We start from the raw sequence: 20,944 nt of genomic DNA, 5'->3' as shown, positions 1-20,944 counted from the left end.
CAGCTGTAAAATTATACCCTCCATAGAGGGAAGTTTTATTTCTTAAACCCCAATCGGTTAATACGTCCTTGCCAGAGGTCTCCTAAATCATTATTTCCTTTTGAATCTTTTCCTCCGAAAAGATACATATAATTCGTTTTATCATCTACAATTAAAGAAGCGCTACCACGTGCTTTGTATTCTTCAGGCATAACTACCAGAGAATCTGACAACATCCAGGTAAGCCCATTGTCTTTTGAACGGTAAATATCTTTCAAACCTGCTCCCTCAGAGTCAAATCCGCCAATCATGAAAAAGGTAGAATCATACAAAGCGACTGACGCACCTTCTCTTGCTGTAAAAGAAATATCTGAGGTTGTTGACACCCAACTTATGCCATCCATTGTTGACCAGGTATCCGCCAGAACTGTACCCTCCGTATTCTTTCCTCCGATCAGCAATAAACGCTCTCTGTACATCAGATTATAGGATAAAGACGCAAAATCTGATATGGGGAATTGAGCAGGAACATCATCTCCTTCAAACCAAACGCCGGTTTTATCCATATTTGCAAAACGGGTTACCCCATCAACAGAAGCTATAGCGGCTAAAGCTGATGGTCTCTTAGCAGTTGTCTCTTCATGTACAACTCCCAACAAAGCAATAATTGAAGGAGAGTTATCAACTAAGCTCCAGTTTTCTCCATCCGTTGATACATAGAGCTTATGATCTGTTGACAGTACATACAGGCTTGTTTCATATTCAATCAATTGGTTCCAACTTATACCCTCTTCAGGCAAACCGTTCAATTCTTGCGAACTCCAGGTTGATAAGTCAGATGTTGATGCGGTATATAAGTGATAGCCATTGGTTTCTTTCGTGTACATATAATATGATTCACTTCCTTCGGAAGTAAATGCGATTACCTTTCTTTCAGCAACTGCAGTACCCGGTAAAGAGACGGAAGACTGAGACCAAACCATGGAATCAGGGATTAACTGGTGCACATTCAAACGTGTATCGTATTCTTTCTTTGTAACTCCGTCATAGGCAGTAATAATAAATTTCACCGGTTTGGAATAGTCTAAAGAATCTGTTCCGTTCCAGTAAATTGTATCACCGGTTGCTTCCTGTATTACTTGTACGGCACCAATACTAACCGATGATATATACGTCACTGTAGGAACAACCTTTTCAACAATTGTTCCATACGGCAAAGAGTCCTGATTATAAATCTTATTATTCAGCTGGTCTATAGTAAACTTTGTCGTACTTAACGTTGGTATTGAATCATGAGCCAGCACGAATGAGTTTATTTGGCAGTTTTTTGCTATATCGTATTCCACCTCATCGTCAGAGCCCAAACAAGAAGACAGCAATAAAGTAAAACAACATGTAAAAAATAAAAGTATCCTATTTTCCATCAAAACTTAAGTTTGTTGCATATCAAGCCACAAAAGTAGAAACATTTTTGGCTTTATACCTCAAAGCATCTATAATTTATAATATTTTAGTGACAAACAAGGTCGCGATTGTTTTTTTTCAGACTTATTTTTCTATTAAACAAATCCCAAACCAAGACCAGAAAAGAGTTACTCTTTTTTATCTGAAAAAGATTTTCTCTATCCAATATATATTTTTTAGTATTAGTATATGTCTTTTGTTCCATATCTGTCGGAAAGTTTTTCTATAACTGTGGAAAAACTTTACCATATCTGTGGAAAAGTTTTTCCACAGATATGGTAAAAGAACTACACTGAGAATGAAGAACTTTCAAGATATGAATCCGGGTTATATATATATTTATACCTACCTCGAATTTCACCACCATCTAATGGCAAAACAGCTCTCACATCGGGTGCCGGAACGCCTTTATGCAGGGAAATGGCAGCCGTTTCCATCCTTATTTCATCCCATAGTCCTTCTTTCAGGAATTGATTATGAAGTGTTGTACCTCCTTCCACCAATAAAGACAGCAATTTTCTCTTATACAACTGAGCTAATACCTGAGCTAAGATTTCTCTTTTAAAATCAATTGTCACATATTCTACATTTGTCCTGTTCTCCGCTTCTTTTTCCGTAAAAACAAGAGTAGGAACCAACCCATTCAACAGATTATAGGAGAGTGGTATTTTCAGGGTTTTATCAATCACAACCCGTACAGGAGAATCACCTATCCAATTACGCACTGTCAAAGAAGGATTGTCTAATATAGCTGTACGCGTACCTACCATTATTGCATTTACTTCTGCCCGCAGTTTATGAACTAAACGCATAGAATCAGGGGGAGATAAGACAACAGCAGGCGTTGAAGAGTCTTTTCTTATTTTATCAATAAAACCATCTGAGCTTTGCGCCCATTTCAGGATAACATAGGGACGTTTGCGGAGATGAGCAGTCATGAAAGAACGATTCAACCCAAAGGTTTCTTTCGCCAGAATTCCGGTAACAACCTCTACTCCGGCATCTTGCAGAATCCTTACACCTCTGCCGGCAACTTCCGGATAGGGATCTAAGCAGCCGATCACAACCCGGGGAATCCTCTTTCTGACTATTAATTCTGCGCAAGGGGGGGTTTTTCCGTAATGGGAGCAGGGCTCTAAGGTAACATACATGGTGGATTCGGGCAGTAAAGATTCATCCTCCACAGAACGTATAGCATTTACTTCTGCATGCGGACCTCCATATTTCCGATGGTATCCCTCTCCTATCACGCGATCGTTATGCACAATGACTGCACCCACCATTGGATTTGACATCACGGCACCTCGCCCGTTCATTGCCAATTGAATGGCGCGTCTCATGTATTTTTCATCTATTGTCATCCTCTTAAATCTTCTATTTTAATTACTTTTGTTCCTTGTTTAAGCACAAAAGAAAATGAACGATACCATTGCTTACCTGAGAAAAACATTGGAGAATCAGTTTCCACCGGAGGAAATCAGAAGTCTGACTCATCTCATAATGAAAGAAGTCTGTCATCTTGAGCCTCATCAATTGATTCTTGACAAAGATAGGGATTTATCAGAAGCAATGAAGGGGCAAATCAAATCGATTGTTGAACGTTTATTAAGAAAAGAGCCGATACAGTATATTTTAGGGACTACCGTTTTTTATGGAAATGAGTTTTTCATCACGCCTTCTGTTCTGATTCCTCGCCCCGAAACAGAAGAATTAGTGGATCTTATTGTTCGCACAGAGAAAACAGAAAAATTAAACGTATTAGATATCGGAACCGGGAGTGGCTGTATAGCTATTTCATTAGCAAACGCATTGGATCACGCGAAAGTTACCGGTATTGATATTTCGGAAGAAGCGCTTTCTTTAGCAAGAAGCAATGCAACAAGAAACAAAGCGAAGGTAAGCTTCCTATCGTTCGATGTTTTAACAGAGAAAATGTATCCCGATCACAAACTCGATATCATTGTAAGTAATCCACCCTACGTAATGGAGAAAGAAAAGGAGGAAATGAAGCCGAATGTCTTGGAATATGAGCCCCATCTTGCTTTGTTTGTCTCCAATCACGACCCACTTGTTTTTTATCGCGCTATTGCAGAATTCGGGCTTCTACATCTGAACAACAGCGGACGGATCTATTTTGAAATCAACGAGGCATTAGGAAATGAGACTGTTGAATTGCTTATTCAGAAAGGTTACAGGGATTGTATATTAGTGAAAGATTTAGCCGGAAAAGACAGAATAATCAAAGCATTACGATGAAAGAGACAACCGAATCAGAACTATTAAACCGAATGGCATCTCTTTGTTCTATGAAAGAATATTGCATTCAGGAAATACGAAAAAAAACAGAAACAAGCGGATTATCCGCAGATGCATGTGAGAGGATAATCAATAAACTTATTGCTGAAAAATTCATAGACGAAGAAAGATATGTACGGGCATATATAAAAGACAAGTCGAATTTCAACAAATGGGGACGTATTAAAATAAAATATGAGTTAATCAGAAAAGGGATTACTCCTGCTTTATCAGATACAATCTTAGGTGAATTAGATGAGAATGAATACAGAAAAAACCTTAAAGAACTTCTAACACAAAAGAAGAAAAGTGTAAGAGGCAAGAATGCCCGGGAAGTATTCGTCAAGCTATTCCGTTTTGCTGCAGGACGAGGGTTTGAAAGTTCGCTAATATCCTCTTGTTTAAAAGAAATACTCAACCCCGATGCGGATGACACGTATTTGGAGTGATTTTGTATCCTTGTTTTTCCCAAACAGCTGTATTGTCTGTAAAACGCCATTGATTACGGGAGAAGACTTTCTTTGTTTATCATGCCTCAACCGACTATCCTATACAAGATCAGAGAAGGGGACTAACCCTGCCGCTAAAATCTTTGCGGGAAGACCGGAGGTCAAATCAGCACATGCTTTTTTACATTTCAAGAAAGGAAACGCCACTCAGAAGCTCATTTTTTCTCTTAAATATTACAACAACAAAAGGTTAGGGTTCACATTAGGACGAATGGCCGCATTAGCAATCTCCCGTTCTCCGGAATATGAGTTACCGGATGTACTCATTCCGGTTCCCTTACATAAAACACGATTAAAAAAACGTGGATATAACCAATCCGAATGGATTGCAAAAGGATTTAATTCCGTTATTAACAGATCGATCGACACTGTTTCTTTAGCGAGAGAAAAAAAGACAAATACGCAAACACGTAAAAATTTATACGAACGAATGACTGGTATGGAAACATCATTTTCCCTTACTAACCCGAACGCCTTTGAAGGGAAACATGTATTGCTTATAGATGATGTAATAACTTCAGGAGCCACATTAAATGCCTGTATTGAAGAATTACGCCTTTGTTCAAAGATAGAAATCAGCGTATTTACTCTTTCTATTGCTCAATGACATAAAAATTTTACATCCCCGAGACAAGGTTATATCATACAGTTTGCCTACTTTTGCGTTTGTATATAAATATTATTCATAGTATGAAAACACTGGAAAGATTAGTTGCAGAGAAATTGTTAAAGATCAAAGCCGTAAAATTACAACCGGCTAATCCGTTTACCTGGGCTTCGGGATGGAAGTCTCCGATTTACTGTGATAACAGAAAAACGCTTTCTTATCCGGCGGTTCGTACTTTTATTAAATTAGAACTTGCGCGTATTATCTGTGAAAAGTACGAAAACGCAGACGCTATTGCAGGGGTAGCAACAGGAGCAATTGCCCAAGGGGCATTGGTAGCCGACTTATTAGGTTTACCATTCGTGTATATCCGTGCAACTCCGAAAGATCATGGGTTGGAAAATCTGATCGAAGGAGAATTGAAGCCGGGATCCAAAGTAGTAATTATTGAAGACCTGGTATCTACAGGGGGCAGTAGCCTCAAAGCTGTACAAGCAGTTCGCAATTTCGGATGTGATGTTGTTGGTATGGTAGCTATCTTTACGCATGGTTTCCCCATTGCTACTCAACAATTCAAAGAGGCTAAAGTAGCTCTTACGACCTTGAGTAATTATGACGCTGTAATTGAAGAAGCAGTCCGTACTGATTACATTGACGAATCGGAAATCGCGACATTACAGGAATGGCGTAAAGACCCTGCAAACTGGAAGCCATAAGTTAAATCAAGAAACGATATGGCTATGACAGATTTTGTGAGTGAGGTGAAAACTATTCCTCACAATGATGATCGTATCTTCGCGATGCTATCCGATTTGTCCAATCTGGAGCAAATAAAGGATCGCATCCCGCAAGATAAGATCAATGATTTTGAGTTTGACAGTGACAGTTGCAGCTTCTCGGTTGCTCCTGTTGGTAAAATAAAATTTCAGATTATTGAGCGTGAGCCGAATAAGTTGATCAAGTTTGCGACTACAAATTCGCCTGTTCCTTTGTTCCTATGGATACAATTAGTTCAGGCTGCAGAAGATGAAACAAAAATGAAACTTACTGCACGTGCTGAACTTAATGCATTCATCAAACCGATGGTATCTAAGCCATTACAAGAAGCAATAGATAAGATATCGACTATTCTGGCAAGCCTTCCTTATTAATTTTTAGACATATGGCACAAAAACTTTGGGAGAAAAACGTACAGGTTGACAAAGAAGTAGAAACATTCACAGTTGGTAAAGATCGTGAAATGGATATTTATCTCGCCAAATACGATGTGCTTGGCTCAATAGCTCATATTATCATGCTGGAGAATATCGGGCTATTAACAAAACAAGAACTCGAGTTATTACTGGACGAACTACGGCACATTTATCAGATAGCTGATAACGGAGATTTCGTTATAGAAGAAGGGGTTGAGGATGTACATTCGCAAGTAGAATTATTGCTCATTCGTAATTTAGGCAACATCGGTAAGAGAATACACAGCGGACGCTCTCGTAATGATCAGGTATTGGTTGATCTGAAATTATTCACCCGGACTGAAATACGCAAGTTAACGGAATTAACGAAAGATTTATTTGACGTTTTGCTTCAACAAAGCGAACGCTATAAGGACGTATTACTTCCCGGATATACACACCTGCAGGTAGCTATGCCGTCTTCTTTCGGGCTATGGTTCGGAGCTTATGCAGAAAGCCTTGTTGACGACCTGCAACTGATGCAGGCAGCTTACAAGGTATGCAACAAAAATCCACTCGGTTCGGCGGCAGGCTACGGTTCTTCATTCCCGCTAAACAGACAAATGACTACCGACCTTCTGGGTTTTGACTCCATGAACTATAATGTAGTCTATGCACAAATGGGGCGTGGAAAGATGGAACGAACTGTTGCTTTTGCGATGGCGGGTATTGCCGCAACATTATCAAAACTGGCCTTTGATGCTTGTCTATTCAACAGTCAGAATTTCGGATTCATCAAATTACCGGATCAGTTCACTACCGGATCGAGTATTATGCCGCATAAAAAGAATCCGGACGTATTCGAATTAACCCGTGCAAAATGCAACAAGATACAAGGTCTGCCTCAGCAAATAACGCTTATCAGCAACAATCTCCCATCGGGTTATTTCCGCGATTTACAGATCATCAAAGAAATATTCCTTCCGGCATTTGACGAGCTGAAAGATTGTCTGCGCATGGTAACCCATATGATGCGTGAAGTCAACGTGAACAAAGACATTCTAAAGGATGATAAGTACGCCTTGCTGTTTAGCGTAGAAGAGGTAAACCGCCGGGTACTTGACGGAGCCCCTTTCCGAGACGCATATAAACAGGTAGGACTTGAAATTGAAGCAGGGGAGTTCTCTCCCGACAAAAAAATCAATCATACGCACGAAGGCAGTATAGGAAATCTGTGTAATGATTCAATTTCTGCGATGATGCAAAATATAATCGATGGTTTTTCGTTTGAGAAGATAAGTTTTGCAGAAAATAAATTAGTATCAAATGAAAACTAAACGTTTATCATTTCTTATATTATCTTTATTCCTTTTCTCATGCGGAGATTCTGAATATTCAGACATTCCTTATTCGCTTGTAAATCTCACCCTACATTTATCAGACACAGATAAAGAACTCAACACGATGACAGCGCATAAGATTTATACAAAAAACGACATCAACACCAGCCTAAAAGAAGCTGTAGGTTTTGGTGGTGTGGTAGTATATCATAGCAGTTACAGTTCAGGAACATACAAAGCATACGACATCGCCTGTCCTTATGAGCTGAAACAAGATGTTGTAATCAACATAGAACCCTACTCAAGCACGGGCACTTGCCCAATATGCGGAAGCGCGTACGATTTAGAGTCAGGTGCCCCGATCTCCGGTCCAAGTTCAGAAAATCCAAAAGGGAAAAGACTTCGTATCTACTCAACGATGGTTTCGGGAGATAAAATCTATGTAGGCAATTAATTTTGCACTAAAAAGGTTTGGAGAAATAAAAAACTTCTCTACCTTTGCACACGCAAAAGCAAAGAATAAAACGCGAAAGTAGCTCAGTTGGTAGAGCATAACCTTGCCAAGGTTAGGGTCGCGGGTTCGAATCCCGTCTTTCGCTCATCTTTTAAGAGAAAAGGATGCTCGGATGGTGGAATGGTAGACACGAAGGACTTAAAATCCTTTGGCTATTGCAGCTGTGCGGGTTCAAGTCCCGCTCCGAGTACATAAAAATCCCCGAAATCAAATGATTTCGGGGATTTTTTATTTCAACAAGGGGTGATTTGAGGGATCAGCAGATTTTATTAAAAACCAAACGTATAGCCTATACTATAAAAGATCTTGTTTGAATAAGGGGAGTTTTTATCCTGAACAACATCGTACTGAATCATTGCCGTAACAGGACCCAGACGAAGTCCGCCGCCGACTAAAACTGATGCAACAAACTTATTTTCTTTTAGCTTACCACCTTCAGCATCATAAGAACGCCACATACGGCTTGCTTCAGGCTGCACACTTAACACAAGGTACTGTATCGGATAAAAACGTCCGAAGACATTCATGCCAAAATAACTGGATTTATAATCATACGCCTTCGTGCCATTATAGTATTCATCTTTATAGTAGGTATATGAGGCACCAACTCCTGCCGTGAAATATTCAGACACGCGATAGCCTAATTGCGGAGCGATATTTACTACTGTATAATCGCCAAATTGCATACCTACACTACCCCCTAACTCTAATTTAGAACGATCGAAAGACTGAGCATTCACTGTCGCGACTCCTCCTATTAACAACAGAATAAGAATTACACTATTCTTCATAATAAAACGATTTGTTATTTTCAGAAGATAAAGATAGAAAGACTAACGGATATTTGGTTGGTCTGTTTCGCTCCTTTTTTGTATTTTTTTATTATAATTGCATCACCAACCAGAAGAAAACAAAAGGATTATGTGGGATCAGGAGAAAAGAGCTTTTATTGCAACAACAGGAGAAAAAGAAATATGTCTTTTACCTAAAATGGCAAATCGTCATGGATTGATTACAGGTGCCACCGGAACAGGAAAGACGGTTACGTTACAGACTATGGCAGAAACATTCAGCCAAATGGGGGTGCCTGTATTTGCTGCCGATATTAAAGGAGACCTTTCGGGTATAGGAAAAGCGGGAGGAAATAAGGATAGCGTAATTAAACGTGTAGATTCGTACGGTCTGAAGGAGAAAGGGTTTGAATTCCAATCATTTCCTGTGCAATTCTGGGATGTATTCGGAGAACAAGGCGTCAACGTGCGTGCGAGTATAACAGAAATGGGACCTATATTAATAAGCCGACTCCTATCTCTTAACGACACGCAAAGCGCTGTTCTTACAATTATTTTCAAAATAGCCAAAGATGAATCTCTCGCCTTAACCGACTTGAAAGATTTGCAGAAAATTTTAGAATATGTAGGCAATAACAATGCTAAGTTTACAACAAACTACGGTAATATCTCCGCTGCAAGTATTGGCGCAATTCAAAGAGGCCTACTGCAATTAGAACATGAAGGTGCAGGTGCTTTCTTCGGTGAACCGGGTCTAAATCTGGATGATTTTATTCAGACTGATGGTTCCAAAGGGGTTATCAATATCCTTGCGGCCGACAAACTGATGAACTCGCCACGTGTATATAGCACTTTTCTACTTTGGATGCTGAGTCGTTTATTTGAAACCTTACCGGAAGTTGGTGATATGGAAAAACCAAAATTGGTATTCTTCTTTGATGAAGCGCATTTACTATTCAATGATGCGCCTAAGGCTTTGACTGAAAAAATAGAACAAGTGGTTCGTCTTATCCGCTCAAAAGGGGTCGGTGTCTATTTCATTTCGCAGAATCCGTCTGACATGCCCGACTCCATACTCGGGCAGTTAGGCAACCGCATACAACATGCTTTACGGGCATATACACCCAAAGACCAAAAGGCAGTAAAAACTGCAGCGCAAACATTCCGGGCTAATCCTGCGTTTGACACAGAAACAGTAATTACTGAATTAGGGACAGGAGAGGCTTTGGTTTCTTTTTTAGACGCAAAAGGAGCGCCGCAGCCGGTAGAACGTGCCTCTATTCTTCCACCTCAGTCTCAGATTGGCCCGATTACTCCAGAAGAAAGAAAATCAATGACTACCTCCTCCCTACTCTATCGTCATTATGCAGAGACGATAGACCGGGAGTCTGCATACGAAATTCTGACTGAGCGTTTAAACAGTATTCAACAGGAAAAAGAGGCTACAGAACAAGCAAAAGCAGATGCCAAAGCACTTAAGGAACAGGCTAAAGAGGAAAAAGCAAAACAGAAAGCCGATGCTCAATCAGCAAAAGCAAAAAAAAGATTCTGGAGTGCATTAGCCACATCTGTTCTTTTGCCTGTTGCAAGAACCTTTCTTAACTCATTAGTAAAAGGAAGCAAGAAACGTAAATAAGATCTACAGAAGAGAAAAAACGACAAAACATGCTATAAAGCATGTCGTTTAAGACATTCTTAATTACGGAAATAATTCTTTTAATGTACAAAAAGAACGTACATTTGTCATCATACTTTGCGACATTGACTTATAACAATAACTAAATATAAAAGAAATGGACATTACTCACATTGAACATCTTGGGATTGCTGTAAAAAGTATTGAGCAATCCCTTCCTTATTATGAAGAAGTACTGGGGTTAAAATGTTACAACATTGAAGAAGTTGCTGATCAGAAAGTAAAAACTGCTTTTTTTAAAGTAGGGCAAACGAAAATCGAACTTTTGGAACCCACAAGTGAGGACAGCACAATCGCTAAATTTATAGAGAAAAAAGGAGAAGGAATACACCATATTGCTTTTGCTGTTCCTTCTGTACAAGCAGCTTTGGACAAAGCGGCAGAAAAAGGAGTTCAACTGATAGATAAAGCGCCAAGACCAGGGGCAGAAGGAATGGATATTGCATTCTTGCATCCGAAATCGACATGCAGCGTACTAACAGAGCTGTGCATGCCCGGTTCAAAAAAATAAAAAACAAAGACTAAGAACATTTCTAATTATAAGCTAAAATCTAATGGATAACCAACAAGAGAAAGTGAAACAACTTATCGCTCTCCGGGAAAAAGCCCGTCTGGGTGGGGGAGAAAAAAGAATTGATTCACAACATGAAAAGGGGAAATACACGGCGAGAGAACGTATCGCCATGTTACTTGACGAAGGAAGTTTCGAGGAGTTCGACATGTTTGTTCAGCATCGTTGTACAAACTTTGGAATTGAGAAAACCCAGTTTTTAGGAGACGGAGTCATCACTGGTTATGGTACAATTGACAACCGTTTAGTATATATATACGCACAGGATTTTACAGTTTTCGGTGGAGCATTATCTGAATCAATGGCCATGAAGATTTGTAAGGTCATGGATCAAGCGATGAAAATGGGTGCACCTGTAATTGGGCTTAACGACTCAGGCGGGGCACGTATTCAGGAAAGTGTAAATGCTTTGGCAGGATATGCCGAAATATTCCAACGCAACATTTTGGCTTCAGGTGTTATCCCTCAGATTTCCGCTATATTCGGCCCTTGTGCAGGTGGAGCTGTTTATTCTCCCGCTTTGACTGATTTCACGATAATGTCGGAAGGAACAAGTTACATGTTTGTAACAGGTCCTAAAGTAGTAAAGAGTGTTACCGGAGAAACGGTTAATCAGGAACAATTAGGTGGTGCAAAAATACATGCCAGCAAATCCGGTGTTTCCCATTTCGTGTCAACAACAGAGGAAGAAGGAATTCTAACGATTCGCAAATTGCTAAGCTATCTTCCGCAAAACAATCTTGAAGATGCGCCTTTAAGTGTTTGTACAGACGCTATTGACCGTTTGGAAGATTCATTAAACGAAATCATCCCGGACAATCCGAACAAACCATACGACGTAACAGATGTTATCAAAGCAATAGTTGATAATGGAGAATTCTTAGAATCACAGAAACTATACGCTCCGAATATAGTTACCTGTTTTGCCCGTTTCAATGGTCAGAGCGTGGGTATAATAGCCAACCAACCTAAATATCTGGCGGGAGTGTTAGATATTAACGCATCCCGTAAAGCGGCTCGTTTTGTTCGCTTCTGCGATGCTTTCAACATACCTTTAGTTACCTTAGTAGATGTTCCCGGCTTCCTTCCAGGAACAGCGCAGGAATATGGAGGAATTATCATACACGGAGCAAAACTACTCTTTGCATATGGCGAAGCAACTGTTCCTAAAGTAACTGTTATCTTACGTAAATCCTACGGAGGAGCTTATTGCGTGATGAGTTCTAAACACCTTAGAGGGGACATTAACTACTCCTGGCCATCAGGAGAGATTGCAGTTATGGGAGCTGCCGGAGCTATCGAGGTATTATACTCAAAAGACATTGCCAAGATAGAAGATCCGGAAAAGAAAGCGGCCTTTATTGCTGAAAAAGAAGCCGAATATAAAGAAGCATTTGCTAATCCATATGAAGCTGCCAAATACGGATATGTTGACGATGTTATTGAACCGCGCAACACGCGTTTCCGTATTATTCGTGCTTTGCAATCTTTAGCAACTAAAAAGTTGGTAAACCCTGCAAAGAAACATAGTAATATTCCATTATAAACCGAAAGGAAGATATGAAACAATTATTGTTATCAAAAATAGTTGCACTGATCCTATGCCTTTTTTCGGTCGCTTCAGTAAGTGGGCAAAATCTGAAAGACATCCGAATTAATGAAATACAAGTAATTAATAAGAATGGATATAAAGATAATCTGGGACAAGCTCATTCCTGGATCGAATTATTCAATACCGGATATGGGAAAGTAAATATCGGAGGAGGAATTCTAAAAGTAAAAGGGAAAGAATATCGTATTCCAAAAACCTCGGAAATGATAATTGGCCCGCGCGATTATATTATCTTTTTCGCAGAAGGCAATACTCAGAGAGGTCCACGATATACAAACTTCACCTTGGATGATACGAATTTTATTGAGTTCTATGATCCGGATAACAGAGAAGAACCGATAGATCGTTTAGAGTTCAATCCTTCAGAAATGCTTGAAGATGTCTCTTATGGGTGGTTTGAGAGTGAAGATCGAACAGAAAAACTGATGAATCTGCCGGTTTTAACTCCCGGTGCAACGAACAATACATTAGAAACGGTCAGTCGTTCGGAATTATTCCGTCAAGCTGACCCATCCGGGGTTGTTTTGACCGTAGTTGCCGTAACGGTTGTGTTATGTTGTTTATTCCTGCTCTATATAATTTTCATGTATCTTGGAAAAGCTCATATTCGGGTGGCTCGCAAAAAAGATCAGAAAGTAAAAGAGGCAACCAGTGGTACGAAAGTAACAAAAGAAGAAACAAAACTGAGAGACGGCCTTACAAATGAAGAATTAGCCGCTATAGCTATTGCTCTTTATAAGTATTCCGAAGATTTACATGACATTGAGGATACCGTGCTGACAATTAATCGGGCAGCCAAGGCTTATTCTCCGTGGAGTTCTAAAATCTACGGATTAAGACAAACTTTAATTAAAAAGTAAATCATGAAAAAATACATTGTAAAAATACACGGATCAGAATACGCTGTTAAAATAAAAAGCGTTGAGGGGAAAAAGGCTCAACTTACGATTAATGATGTTCCATACGAAGTGGAAGTTGATGGTTTGACAACGAATCCCACGCGGATGAGTACAAAAACAGACATCAAACAACCTCCTGTAATGCAGTCAAATGTTCCCGTAACAAAGCCGGCCGCATCAACCAGTTCTGCATATCCAATAAAATCGCCTCTGCCGGGAGTTATCCTTGAAATGGCAGTCAGAGAAGGTGACGCGGTGAAACAAGGCCAATTATTATTGGTTCTTGAGGCAATGAAGATGGAAAATAATATAGAATCAGACAGAGACGGAGTAATTGAAAGAATTAATCTTCATAAAGGAGACTCTGTATTGGAAGGAGACGTTTTATTAACAATCAAATGATTGATTAATTTATATGACAGTACATTTTATATGATTACCCGAAATAAAAAAGGTTATTTCACGTTGGAATAACCTTTTTTATTTATTTTTGTTCAAATAACCATGCTAAGTAAAACCAAACACAAGTTAAAAATGTTTAATTTTATGTGGTAAAAACACTTAGTATTAACAAAAAGAACAAAAAAATGAAAAAGTATTTTGCAGAATTAGTGGGTACTATGGTACTCATACTTATGGGATGTGGAAGTGCTGTATTTGCAGGAACAGGTCAGCCGTTTGCTGCTGTTGGCACTTTAGGTGTTGCTTTTGCCTTTGGACTCTCTGTTGTCTCAATGGCCTATACTATTGGAAAGATCTCAGGCTGTCATATTAATCCGGCCATCACATTGGGAATGTTAGTAGCGAATAAAATTTCAGGGAAAGATGCGGCAGGATATATGATCGCCCAGGTTATTGGTGCTATTATCGGCTCCGGTATTCTTTTCTTATTAGCTCAAAATATAGAATCAACAACTACATTGACTGGGGCAAACTGATATACAGATCTAACTCAGGCCTTTATTGCAGAAGCAGTCTTTACCTTTATCTTCCTGCTCGTAGTCTTTGGTTCTACCTCTAAAGGTGCTCCTAATAATTTTGCAGGATTAGCAATAGGTCTTACACTTGTGTTGATCCACATTGTTTGTATTCCTATTACGGGAACATCCGTAAATCCGGCTCGTAGTATCGACCCGGCTATATTCCAGGGAGGCGAAGCCCTTTCTCAACTGTGGCTCTTCATTGTTGCTCCTTTTGTAGGCGCTATTGTTGCAGCATTCACATGGAAAGCAATAGATACAGAACCTGAAACAAAATAATCAGTACAAAAATTACTCCAAAAGGCTGTCTCAACATATTTGAGACGGCCTTTTTCTTTTCATCTCCCTAAGAAGTCGCTTCAGCAGCTATTTTCTCCGATTCGCAAACATTTGATATTATGATATATCATTACCCAATATCTTAGTAGCGATTTGGATAAAGGAACAGCTATGATAAAGATCGATTTCAGTGCATTTGAGCGTATATCACTCAAAGACATGAGTAATATACGCCTTATGAGGCGTACAGACAAAAAATTCATTTTTCCTCGGGACTATTTATTACAAATGTTCTCCTCTTTGTCTCAGGATTATTTTATCCAGGAAATAAAGAATAAAAATATCTTCGAATACAATACGATTTATTTCGACACTCCGGATTATAAAATGTATCGCGCCCATCAGAACGGGAAATTAAACCGTATAAAAGTTCGCACACGCGAATACGTTGATTCAAAACTATGTTTTCTTGAAGTAAAGAAAAAATCAAATAAAGGGGTAACGCAAAAAACAAGAATTAACTACCATCAAACGGATCTGATCAATGAAGACGGCTTACCTTTTTTGTACTCACTCATACCTTACGATCCGATGCTTCTGGAAGCAAAATTATGCAGTAAATATAATCGCATAACACTTATTAATAAAGAGAAAACAGAACGAGTTACGATTGATCTGAATCTATGTTTTATCAACAATAAAACACAAAGAAAGATTTTCTTGCCGGAAGTTGTCATTATTGAGATAAAAAAAGAGCATTCGTCCTTTTCCCCCATTATGAATAACCTCAATTCGTTAAGGATTAAACCAAAAGGTTTTAGCAAATATTGTATAGGAGTGTCACTCACGGAAAACTCGGCATTAATAAAAACAAACAATTTCAAGTACAAACTAAAATATCTACATAAAATAACATCTTTCGATTATGAATAATATAGAGAATCTCTTCAATCCGGATGCCTTTTTGTTATTAACAACCAGGTTTTTATTTAATCTTATTACAACAGGTATTATTATCTGTTTTCTATATTATAAGAAGACTCAAAGACGAGACTATTTATTTACTTTTTTTATGGTAAGCATCACGATTTTTCTTATGATATTCCTACTGGATAGTGTCAAAATACAGGTCGGATTTGCGTTAGGACTTTTTGCTATTTTTGGAATTCTTCGTTATCGAACAGATACTCTTCCGGTGAGAGAGATGACTTATCTTTTTGCAATAATTGGTATTTCTGTAATTAACGCATTAAGTAATCACAAGGTTAGCATTATTGAACTTCTATCCACTAATTTGATTTTTATTATCTCATTCTATATATTGGAAACAACGCGGGTAATACATCATACAGCTTGCAAACTCATTATATATGAACGGATAGATTTAATCACTCCGGCAAAACGAGAAGAAATGTTAGACGATTTACGTAACCGTACAGGTTTGTCTATAGAAAGAATTGAAATAGGGCAAATAGATTTCCTGAAAGATATAGCTTATGTAAGAGTCTATTATTATAATAACAGTCAAATAAACACGGCTGATAACATCATCAAATCAAATGATTTCACGAATGACAATTAATAAAAAAATGAACAATAGAATATTATTAATAATTGTCTGTCTTTTCTTAATACAGCAAATGATCAAATCACAGACTACAGATGATTTTGGCATATGGAGTACTATTGGAGTAGAAAAATCAATCGGAAAGAAATGGGAAATCAACGGAGAGTTAGAGTTCAGAGGGCGTGAGAACATGAATGAAGTTGGGCGCTGGGCTATTAAGATTGGCGGTGATTACAAAATCATCAAGAATATAAAACTTGGTGTTGCTTATCAATTCCAATACTTCAATGATCTTGAATATACCGATTTTCAACCAAGACATCGGTTAATTGGTTCGATGCAGGGAAAGCAAAAATGGAAACGCTTTACATTCTCTTTACGGGAGAGGGTTCAAGGAACCTATAAAGATGACAGCGACCGGATAAAAAGCAGTGGAAAGATAGACACCTACAAAATGGATCCGGAATGGACCTGGAAAAATCGCTTGAAAGTTTCTTACGATATTCCGAAATGCAAATTCACTCCCTCTGCATCTATTGAGACATTTTATCAGCTGAACAATCCGGATGGAAATGAGTTCGACGCATTAAGATATACGTTGTCTTTAGCTTATAAGATAGACAAAAAAAATAAATTAAATCTATCCGGGATTTATGATCACGAGATGAATGTAAAAGAACCTACAGACAAATATATCATGGAACTTGGTTACGTTTATTCCTTTTAAATAAGAAAAAATATGAAAAAGTTATATTATATATTCCTGTGTTTGGCAGTCGTAATTTCCTATCCTGCCTGTAGTACGGACAAAGATATTACTGAAGACGATTCTACACCAAACACGTCAACAAATGAGAACGACCTCAACGATGATTTCAAGGCAACGTCTAAAGATACCACCTTTACAGATGCTGTTACAGTTATATTTTCAGGCGAAAGTGTTTCTGTGGAGAATCCTTATTCTAACAAGGGGGTTTCCATTTCAACTTCAGGAGCAAAGATTGTGGTTAATTCAAGTATATCTACAGAGATAACGTATGTACTTAATGGCTATTCTACAGATGGTTCTTTTAAAATATACAGCAACTCTCCGTTTTCTATTGCATTAAATGGGGTTAATCTCATCTGTTCAGATGGCTCGGTTATTAACAACCAGAGCAAACAACAAGCTACGATATCATTAGTTGGAGAGTCCACCAATCGTTTGATTGACAACAATATTTATTCCGCGAGTGAAGAAGATCAGAAAGGCACAATCTTCTCTGAAGGAGGACTGGTTTTCTCCGGCAAAGGGGCACTAACCCTCAAGGGATACTATAAACACGCAATCTGCAGTGATGATTACATTAATCTATCAGATGGGGATATCAGTATAAAAAGTGCTTATAAAGATGGAATACATGCAAAAGAATATTGTCTGATTAAACAAGGAGTCTTATCAATCGTATCTACAGATGATGGTATTAATAGTGAAGAAGGAGATATACAGATTGAAGGAGGAAACATAACTTTATCTACTTCAGGCGAAGGGGCAAAAGGAATAAAAAGTACAGGTAATACAATTATCTCGGGAGGTGATATTAATATCAGTACGACCGGCTCTGCTTATTACGATTCAGAAGAGCAAGATATTAAATCCTCATCGGGGATCAAAACTGATAACAACCTTGAAATAACAAATGGTAATTTAACGATCAACAGTAGTGGTGCGGGAGGTAAAGGAATTAATGCAGACGGAAAAATAATCATTGGCAATGGTTCTATAAAAGTTACCACAACCGGTGATCAATTCAGATATGGGAATGACGATACGGCAGCAAAGGCAATAAAGGCAGACGGAGATATCATTATTAACGGAGGGAATATTACAGTAAAAACCTCGAAAACAGAAGCTGAAGGCATTGAGAGCAAATCTACCATCACCATAAGTAATGGGACGATAGAAGTAGTCGCTTATGATGATTGCATAAATGCTTCGGATAATATAACAATCAATGGTGGAAATATTTATTGTTACAGTTCATCCAATGACGGCATTGACTCGAATGGGACTCTGACTATAGCAGGAGGTGTTGTTATTTCTTCGGGTTCAACTTCTCCTGAAGAAGGATTTGATTGCGATAATAACACATTTAAGATAACAGGAGGAATTGTGATTGGTACAGGAGGTGCTACCAGTACTCCGACAAGTTCTGTCAGTACGCAGTATTCTGTAGAATATGGTGGTTCGGGAAGCAATGGACAATTAATTCATATCGAATCAACAAAGGGAGAAAGTATCTTAACCTATAAAATACCCCGCTCATACTCTTCTCAGATGACGTTATTATTCAGCAGTCCAAATCTATCTGCAAATACAACATATACAATCTATTCGGGAGGCTCGGTTTCTGGCGGAAGCGAGTTTAATGGTTATTATACAGGTTCCACTTACACTAAAGGTAGTACTTCTAACACATTTACAACAAGCTCTAAAGTAACTACAGTTGGAAATGTTTCCTCAGGAGGAGGTGGTGGCGGATGGCGACCTTAAACGACGAAAGAAACCCTATAAAACTGTAAAAGTATTTATCTATACCCATTGGCAGAATTAAAATTCAGATAATTAGTCAGCCCCATAGAGTCGAGTAAATATATACTAATTTATCCTTCCAACCGGGATTTATTTTCGTCGTTGAAAATCAACGTAAAAATAACCCCAAAAATATAAAGGTTATTTTCGGAAAAATAAAGGATATTTTTCCAATTATATCCTTTATATTTTTTTATTCATTCTATTGATTTTTGACTGGCATGAAATGCAGAAATTTAATTCTGCCAACAAGTATCTATTAAACCCTTTAGAAATTATATCGTCTAAGTAAAACGTAAGCTTACAAATTTATTGAGATAAATTATTATGATTATTTATATAAAAACAAACATGTTATGAAGAGTAAGAAAGTTGCATTTATTCTGGTTTTAGCTATGACAATGGTTATTTCTGTTTCTGCTCAGGAGAGGGCTTTCAATAGAGATCAGATGAAAGACAATAGGCCGCGTAAAGAACAGACAGGAATGCAGGATCCTTTCCAGAGTAGCCTGACAGAAAAACAGAAAGAGGCGATCAAGGAAATAAGGATAAAAAGCATTAAGGAGACAAAACCTTTGAAATATAAGCTCAAAGAATTAAAGGCACATCAGCAGACATTGATTAATGAAGACAAACCGAATTTGAATGATATTAATTCAAACATTGATGAGATTTCTAAAATTCAAAATCAGTTGGCAAAGATTAAAGCAAAATCACGCATTGAGGTATTGTCGCAGTTAACAGATGAACAAAAACTTTTATTTTCTGAGAAGAAACATAAGAGAGGTCATAACTTCGCGCCCAAAAGGATGGAACGCAGAAATCAGGATTTTTCATAAATAAAACAGCGAAAAGGAGCTATCTAAAAAAAAAGAATAGTTCCTTTTCGCTTTTATCCTGTTTCTTATAAGCAAGCTCTAAGTATTTCAGCCGCTAAAGTACCGTTTACGTTGTTTTTTTCACCATAAGCTACTTTTCGTTCATTAAAGCGACGTTCGATTTCCTTAATTGTATCTTCTCCTACGTTTACGTCACTCAGACGTGTAGCAAGCCCCAGATTATGGAAGAAATCTTCGGTTTTCCGAATAGCCAGATCTGCTCTTTCACTCATATTGCCAATCGTAATCCCCCATACACGTTCGCCATATTGAACAAGCTTCTCTTTTTTCTGGTCTTTCAGCACACGCAGTGTACCCGGAAGAACAATAGCTAAAGTTTGTCCGTGAGTAATACCATGCAATGCGGTCAATTCATGACCAATCATATGCGTAGCCCAGTCTGTCGTAACCCCCATGGAGATAAAATCATTTAACGCCATCGTGGCGGTCAACATAAAATCAGCCATAAGATCATAGTTCTTTTTGTCTTCCTTTATTTTTGGAGCAATTTCTACTAATGTAGAGAGTAGCCCTTCTGCCCATCGATCCATCACGCGGGATTGGGCGGGAAACGTCATATATTGTTCCATGACATGTACAAAGCTATCTGCCAGACCACAGGATATCTGGAAATCCGGTAATGTAAATGTGGTCTCCGGGGCAAGGATTGAAAACTGAGGGAAGTTACTGAAGAAAGCATACTTCTCCTGTGTCTCATAGCGTGAGATAACAGCGCCGTTGTTCATCTCTGACCCTGTAGCGGGTAAAGTCAAAATTGTACCCAAAGGAATCGTGTTTGCGGAATAGCCTTTTTTCACTAAGTCCCAGGCATCACCCTCATAAAGCAAACCTGCAGTAATCAGTTTTGATCCGTCAATCACGGAGCCACCTCCTACAGCCAGTACATAATCTACATTCTTTTCCTTACCAAGGGCTATCGCCTTACGTAAAGTTTCTATTGCAGGGTTTGGCTCTATACCCCAGAACTCTGTTATTTCGTATCCTTTCAAATTAGTAATAACCTGATCATACACCCCATTCTTTTTTACACTACCACCGCCAAAAGTCACAAGTACACGTTTACCTGCCGGAATCTGCTTTGGTAGTTCAGCAATCATTCCTTTTCCGAAAATCAAACGTGTCGTGTTCTGAAAAATAAAGTTGTCCATAGAAACATCTTGAAGTTATTTTTCAAAGTTACGGCATTTTTCCGACTAAA

General features: G+C 38.5%; 21 protein-coding genes, 2 tRNA genes and 1 pseudogene. 20 read left to right on the top strand and 4 right to left on the bottom strand.

Translation table 11 applies throughout. The features are described from left to right. Nucleotides 1–35: 35 nt before the first annotated feature. Nucleotides 36–1,403: a DUF6242 domain-containing protein gene (locus tag PHT93_RS04815; protein ID WP_300240140.1), complete on the bottom strand. Its 1,368-nt coding sequence runs from the start codon at nt 1,401–1,403 to the stop codon at nt 36–38. Nucleotides 1,404–1,730: 327 nt separating this feature from the next. After that, on the bottom strand, nt 1,731–2,804 hold the full coding sequence (ribD, locus tag PHT93_RS04810; RefSeq protein ID WP_300240138.1) for a bifunctional diaminohydroxyphosphoribosylaminopyrimidine deaminase/5-amino-6-(5-phosphoribosylamino)uracil reductase RibD: 1,074 nt from the start codon (nt 2,802–2,804) through the stop codon (nt 1,731–1,733). 55 nt (nt 2,805–2,859) lie between these two features. Between ribD and prmC the strand changes: the two genes are divergently transcribed. The 9 genes from prmC to PHT93_RS04765 all read left to right on the top strand — a co-directional run bounded on the left by prmC (nt 2,860) and on the right by PHT93_RS04765 (nt 8,070). Next, nucleotides 2,860–3,699 carry a peptide chain release factor N(5)-glutamine methyltransferase gene (prmC, locus tag PHT93_RS04805; protein WP_300240135.1) on the top strand — a complete coding sequence of 280 codons (840 nt, stop codon included), beginning with the start codon at nt 2,860–2,862 and terminating at the stop codon, nt 3,697–3,699. Next, the gene (locus PHT93_RS04800) at nt 3,696–4,187 is read left to right on the top strand and encodes a regulatory protein RecX (RefSeq protein ID WP_300240133.1); all 492 of its coding nucleotides are present in this window, start codon (nt 3,696–3,698) and stop codon (nt 4,185–4,187) included. The genes prmC and PHT93_RS04800 overlap by 4 nt, the downstream gene beginning before the upstream one ends. Then, entirely contained in the window at nt 4,168–4,854 is a 687-nt protein-coding gene (locus tag PHT93_RS04795) for a phosphoribosyltransferase family protein (protein ID WP_300240132.1), read from the top strand. The genes PHT93_RS04800 and PHT93_RS04795 overlap by 20 nt, the downstream gene beginning before the upstream one ends. Before the next feature lie 83 nt (nt 4,855–4,937). After that, nucleotides 4,938–5,570, top strand: coding sequence for an orotate phosphoribosyltransferase (gene pyrE / locus PHT93_RS04790; RefSeq protein WP_300240130.1), 633 nt, complete (start codon nt 4,938–4,940; stop codon nt 5,568–5,570). A 24-nt stretch (nt 5,571–5,594) separates the two neighbouring features. Beyond that, complete coding sequence (locus PHT93_RS04785) at nt 5,595–6,005, top strand: SRPBCC family protein (protein ID WP_300240211.1); 411 nt, start codon at nt 5,595–5,597, stop codon at nt 6,003–6,005. 11 nt (nt 6,006–6,016) lie between these two features. Beyond that, nucleotides 6,017–7,363 (top strand): argininosuccinate lyase, encoded by a 1,347-nt coding sequence (gene argH, locus PHT93_RS04780; RefSeq protein WP_300240129.1) that lies wholly within the window; start codon nt 6,017–6,019, stop codon nt 7,361–7,363. Then, nucleotides 7,353–7,820 (top strand): hypothetical protein, encoded by a 468-nt coding sequence (locus PHT93_RS04775; RefSeq protein WP_300240128.1) that lies wholly within the window; start codon nt 7,353–7,355, stop codon nt 7,818–7,820. Before argH ends, PHT93_RS04775 begins: the two co-directional genes overlap by 11 nt. 72 nt (nt 7,821–7,892) lie before the next feature. Next, nucleotides 7,893–7,965, top strand: a tRNA-Gly gene (locus PHT93_RS04770). 21 nt (nt 7,966–7,986) lie between these two features. After that, nucleotides 7,987–8,070 (top strand) — tRNA-Leu (locus tag PHT93_RS04765). A 79-nt stretch (nt 8,071–8,149) separates the two neighbouring features. Here PHT93_RS04765 and PHT93_RS04760 read toward each other — a convergent pair. Further along, nucleotides 8,150–8,671: a hypothetical protein gene (locus PHT93_RS04760; RefSeq protein WP_300240126.1), complete on the bottom strand. Its 522-nt coding sequence runs from the start codon at nt 8,669–8,671 to the stop codon at nt 8,150–8,152. Between the two features lie 130 nt (nt 8,672–8,801). Between PHT93_RS04760 and PHT93_RS04755 the strand changes: the two genes are divergently transcribed. From PHT93_RS04755 to PHT93_RS04705, 11 genes and pseudogenes are all read left to right on the top strand, one after another. Beyond that, entirely contained in the window at nt 8,802–10,307 is a 1,506-nt protein-coding gene (locus PHT93_RS04755; RefSeq protein WP_300240124.1) for a helicase HerA-like domain-containing protein, read from the top strand. A gap of 157 nt (nt 10,308–10,464) precedes the next feature. Beyond that, on the top strand, nt 10,465–10,878 hold the full coding sequence (gene mce, locus PHT93_RS04750) for a methylmalonyl-CoA epimerase (RefSeq protein WP_300240122.1): 414 nt from the start codon (nt 10,465–10,467) through the stop codon (nt 10,876–10,878). 43 nt (nt 10,879–10,921) lie between these two features. Beyond that, nucleotides 10,922–12,484, top strand: a complete 1,563-nt coding sequence (locus PHT93_RS04745) for an acyl-CoA carboxylase subunit beta (RefSeq protein WP_300240121.1) — start codon at nt 10,922–10,924, stop codon at nt 12,482–12,484. Between the two features lie 14 nt (nt 12,485–12,498). Then, on the top strand, nt 12,499–13,410 hold the full coding sequence (locus PHT93_RS04740) for an OadG family transporter subunit (RefSeq protein ID WP_300240119.1): 912 nt from the start codon (nt 12,499–12,501) through the stop codon (nt 13,408–13,410). A 3-nt stretch (nt 13,411–13,413) separates the two neighbouring features. Beyond that, complete coding sequence (locus PHT93_RS04735) at nt 13,414–13,851, top strand: biotin/lipoyl-containing protein (RefSeq protein ID WP_300240117.1); 438 nt, start codon at nt 13,414–13,416, stop codon at nt 13,849–13,851. 185 nt (nt 13,852–14,036) lie between these two features. Then, nucleotides 14,037–14,708, top strand: a pseudogene (locus PHT93_RS04730) (MIP family channel protein). A gap of 171 nt (nt 14,709–14,879) precedes the next feature. Then, nucleotides 14,880–15,641 (top strand): polyphosphate polymerase domain-containing protein, encoded by a 762-nt coding sequence (locus PHT93_RS04725; protein ID WP_300240115.1) that lies wholly within the window; start codon nt 14,880–14,882, stop codon nt 15,639–15,641. Further along, nucleotides 15,634–16,290 (top strand): DUF4956 domain-containing protein, encoded by a 657-nt coding sequence (locus PHT93_RS04720; protein WP_300240113.1) that lies wholly within the window; start codon nt 15,634–15,636, stop codon nt 16,288–16,290. Before PHT93_RS04725 ends, PHT93_RS04720 begins: the two co-directional genes overlap by 8 nt. Before the next feature lie 7 nt (nt 16,291–16,297). Next, nucleotides 16,298–17,002 (top strand): DUF2490 domain-containing protein, encoded by a 705-nt coding sequence (locus PHT93_RS04715; protein WP_300240110.1) that lies wholly within the window; start codon nt 16,298–16,300, stop codon nt 17,000–17,002. Nucleotides 17,003–17,014: 12 nt separating this feature from the next. Beyond that, nucleotides 17,015–18,808, top strand: a complete 1,794-nt coding sequence (locus PHT93_RS04710; protein WP_300240107.1) for a carbohydrate-binding domain-containing protein — start codon at nt 17,015–17,017, stop codon at nt 18,806–18,808. A 395-nt stretch (nt 18,809–19,203) separates the two neighbouring features. Further along, nucleotides 19,204–19,686: a periplasmic heavy metal sensor gene (locus PHT93_RS04705; RefSeq protein ID WP_300240105.1), complete on the top strand. Its 483-nt coding sequence runs from the start codon at nt 19,204–19,206 to the stop codon at nt 19,684–19,686. Nucleotides 19,687–19,751: 65 nt separating this feature from the next. Here the strand turns inward: PHT93_RS04705 and PHT93_RS04700 are convergent, their stop codons facing one another. Then, nucleotides 19,752–20,894: an iron-containing alcohol dehydrogenase gene (locus PHT93_RS04700; RefSeq protein WP_300240102.1), complete on the bottom strand. Its 1,143-nt coding sequence runs from the start codon at nt 20,892–20,894 to the stop codon at nt 19,752–19,754. Nucleotides 20,895–20,944 lie beyond the last annotated feature (50 nt).

The organism is Massilibacteroides sp. (genome assembly GCF_028705895.1).
Classification (GTDB): domain Bacteria; phylum Bacteroidota; class Bacteroidia; order Bacteroidales; family Tannerellaceae; genus Massilibacteroides.
Note: the sequence above shows the minus strand (reverse complement) of the source record. Positions and strands in the feature narration are given on the sequence as shown.